This window comes from bacterium, assembly GCA_035371905.1.
GTDB lineage: Bacteria > Ratteibacteria > UBA8468 > B48-G9 > JAFGKM01 > JAMWDI01.
The window spans coordinates 1-3,388 of the sequence record DAORXQ010000133.1; the positions used below are offsets into that span (position 1 = coordinate 1).

The following is a 3,388-nucleotide window of genomic DNA, read 5'->3' on the forward strand; positions in this document are numbered from 1 at the left end:
ACTGCCCAGAGTAGATTTTTACCCATACTTGAGAAAGACGAATTATATCCATCCCTTGAAGATTTAGAAAAGGCGTTTGATGTTGAGGTTATAACAAAAGAGTTTTTTGAAAAATATAGAGACCTATTTATAAGAACAAAACTTGAACTTGATGAAATTGTAAAAAATGATAAAGGAGTTCAGCGGGAATTCCAGGATAAAAACATCAACACCGTTGACTTTGCCAAAAAACTCCTTGGTCAAATTGTCTTCCTTTATTTTCTACAGAAAAAAGGATGGTTTGGAGTTGAAAGAGGAAAACTTTGGGGAACAGGTCCAAAGGACTTTATGAGAAGGTTATTTAATAAAGAATTTGGAGATTACAAAAACTTTTATAACGATATCTTTGAACCACTTTTTTATGAGGCATTAAGGACGGATAGAAGCACTGATGACCATTATTACAGTAGGTTTAATTGCAAAATTCCATTTTTAAATGGTGGACTCTTTGACCCACCGAATAACTTTGACTGGGTAAATGTTGATATTCTTTTATCAAAGGAACTCTTTTCCAATACAAATAAAACAAAAGAAGGAGATACAGGTGACGGCATCCTTGATATTTTTGACAGATACAATTTCACAGTGAACGAGGAAGAACCGCTTGAAAAAGAAGTTGCCCTTGACCCGGAACTGCTCGGGAAAATCTATGAAAAACTAAATGCGATAAGGCAGGATAACTTTGACGAATATTTGAAAGTTTTACATTCTGGTAAAAAAGGAGAAGAAACAAAATTTAACAAAGAATATGGTGTCTATTATACGCCAAGAGAAATTGTCCATTATATGTGTCAGGAAAGTTTGATGAGTTATATTGAAACAGAACTTGAGGGAGAGGTTGAAAGAGAAGAGATTGAGGAGTTTGTAAAACATTCTGATTTGATTTTAGAGAATGAAAGAACCGCCCTTGAAAAGAAAGAAAAGATTGAAAAGGGAGAACAAAAAAACACAAGATATGAACATAAAATGCCGGAAAACATTATTAAAAATGCAGAAAAGATTGATAAACTTCTTGCAGATATAAAGGTTTGCGACCCTGCTGTTGGTTCTGGGGCTTTTCCAATAGGAATGATGTATGAGATTGTTAAATTAAGGCAATTACTCTCAATCTATATTGATAAACAGATCAACATTTATGAATTAAAACGTCATTGCATAGAAAACTCCCTTTACGGAGTAGATATTGACCCCGGTGCGGTTGAGATATGTAGGTTAAGATTTTGGCTTTCTATGATTGTGGATGAAGAAGATTTTTATAACATAAAACCACTCCCAAACCTTGATTACAAAGTTGTTCAGGGCGATTCACTCTTAGGGGTGGAAGAAAATTTATTCAATCAAGAAGCATTTAAGAAACTTGAAGAATTAAAATCTCAATACTTTAATGAAACAAATCCTATTGAAAAACGACAATTAAGAAAACAAATTGATGAACTGATTTCTGAAATAACAAAAGGACACAAAGAATTTGATTTTGAGGTCTATTTTTCAGAGGTTTTTCACCAAAAAGGTGGTTTTGATATTGTAATTGCAAACCCTCCGTATGGTAACATAATGAGCCGCAAACAAAAGGAATTTGTAAATCAATTATATAAATATTCAACCACTTCAGACATAGCAAGTCCATTTGTGGAAAAAAGTAGTAAGATTTTAAGGAATAATGGAAACATTACATTTATTATCACCTTTGCAATAACTTTTAATAAAGATTTCTCTGAAACACGCCAATTACTTAAAGATGGGTTTGAAAAAGTTGTAATACTTTCTTTTGATAGGGACAGATGCAGGACTTTTGAAAGCATGAGCCAATCTGTTTCTATCTTAAAAGCATTTAATAAAAACAGCAAAGAGAAGGAAGGAATTTTTACAAGTAGAATGTTTAGAGAAACTCCTGACATATACAACATTAAAGTATCTAATGCAGACAAATATTTATTTCCTATTGGAACATCTTATTCATACCCTCATCGTTTGCCTAAATTGGGTGAAAAGATTAATATTGTGATTCTTGAAAAAATACTTAAACAAAGAAGGAAAATTAAAGATATAATAAATCGTGGAAACAGCCACATTTGGATAAGAACAAGTGGGAATTATTGGTATAATGCATGGGATGAATGTCCTTATGAAAGTAGCAAAGTAAAAGAGTTATATGCAGATAATTTGTATAAAAATTTTCTAATTGTTTTAATGAACTCCTCACTTTTTTATTTATGGTTTAGAATTTTTGGTGATGGAAGAGATATGAATTTTGACATTTTTGAGGAGTTTCCTATACCAGATTCAGAACAAATTACAAAATATAAATCGCTAATGGAAAATACATCTTCTAATTTTCTAAATGCATTATGGTCTGTTTTTGACCCAAACGGTAAAAGATTTTCAACAAGTCTAATTAAAGACAAGATAGATTTACTTGACCTCGTATTAGGAAGGTATTTATACTTACTGAACCATGAAGAGATTTTACACATTATGAATTATGACAAAGAAGTAAGAGGAGGATTGAAATTGAAACAATACGAAACATTAGCAAACCAAATCCTCTCACTTACCCAATCCCCTGACTACCTCTCCAATCCACAAAAACAGGCAAAAGTAAAAGAACTGGAAAGGGAGATTGACCAGTTGGTTTATAAACTTTATAATTTAACCGAAGGAGAAATTGAGATAATTGAAGGTACTATATAAACAATCCTACTTCATTTATTCTTAACCCTTTCTAAATATTCTCTTCCTTTTTCCGTTATCTCCCATACTCCCTGAGGAGAATCTGAACTTAACAATCCTTCTTTTACCATTGTAAACCTTTCCCATCGTGCAGTATTTTCCCATCTTACAGAATTTTTTGAAGGTAAAAAATCATAGTCAACTGGTTTAAGTATATCTTTCATTTTATCTTCAACTATTTTTAGTATATCCCCTGCTCTTCCCCTACCACCAAGTTGGATAAGTGCGTTCAGAATAGGTATTCTAAATACCGAGTTCGGAGTTTTTTCTCCTCTCGGTATTCTTGTATATTTTCCTTTAAAACTTTTCTCTTCCATCCCCATAGACAACATCATTTCTTTAACAGGGGTTTCATAGTCATTTTCCTCTATAATATCTTCTCCACCTTTTTGTTCTGGACTTACCATATTTAAACCAAGAATTCTCCTTAAAACTGTATTTGGTGTATCTTCAAATGGCTTGGCTATCTTTTGTAATGCTTGATAAACCTCTTCATCAATTTCAATCTGTTTCATTTATATCTCCTATTTTTAGAGCAGTATCCTTTTTCAAAAATTTTTACATAATCTGTAAATTTTTTCTCAGTGTCTATCTCAGTTAAATTTGGGTATTTTATTCT

At 32.0% G+C, this 3,388-nt stretch carries 2 protein-coding genes; one reads left to right on the forward strand and one right to left on the reverse strand.

Annotated elements, in window-relative coordinates:
• Window positions 1-2,730: class I SAM-dependent DNA methyltransferase (locus PKV21_09505; protein ID HOM27721.1), on the forward strand; the 2,730-nt coding region annotated here is incomplete at its 5' end.
• Window positions 2,731-2,741: 11 nt separating this feature from the next.
• On the opposite strand, the gene PKV21_09510 is transcribed toward PKV21_09505, so the two are convergent.
• A complete protein-coding gene (locus PKV21_09510; protein HOM27722.1) occupies window positions 2,742-3,284 on the reverse strand; it encodes a winged helix-turn-helix domain-containing protein in 543 nt (180 codons plus the stop codon).
• Window positions 3,285-3,388 lie beyond the last annotated feature (104 nt).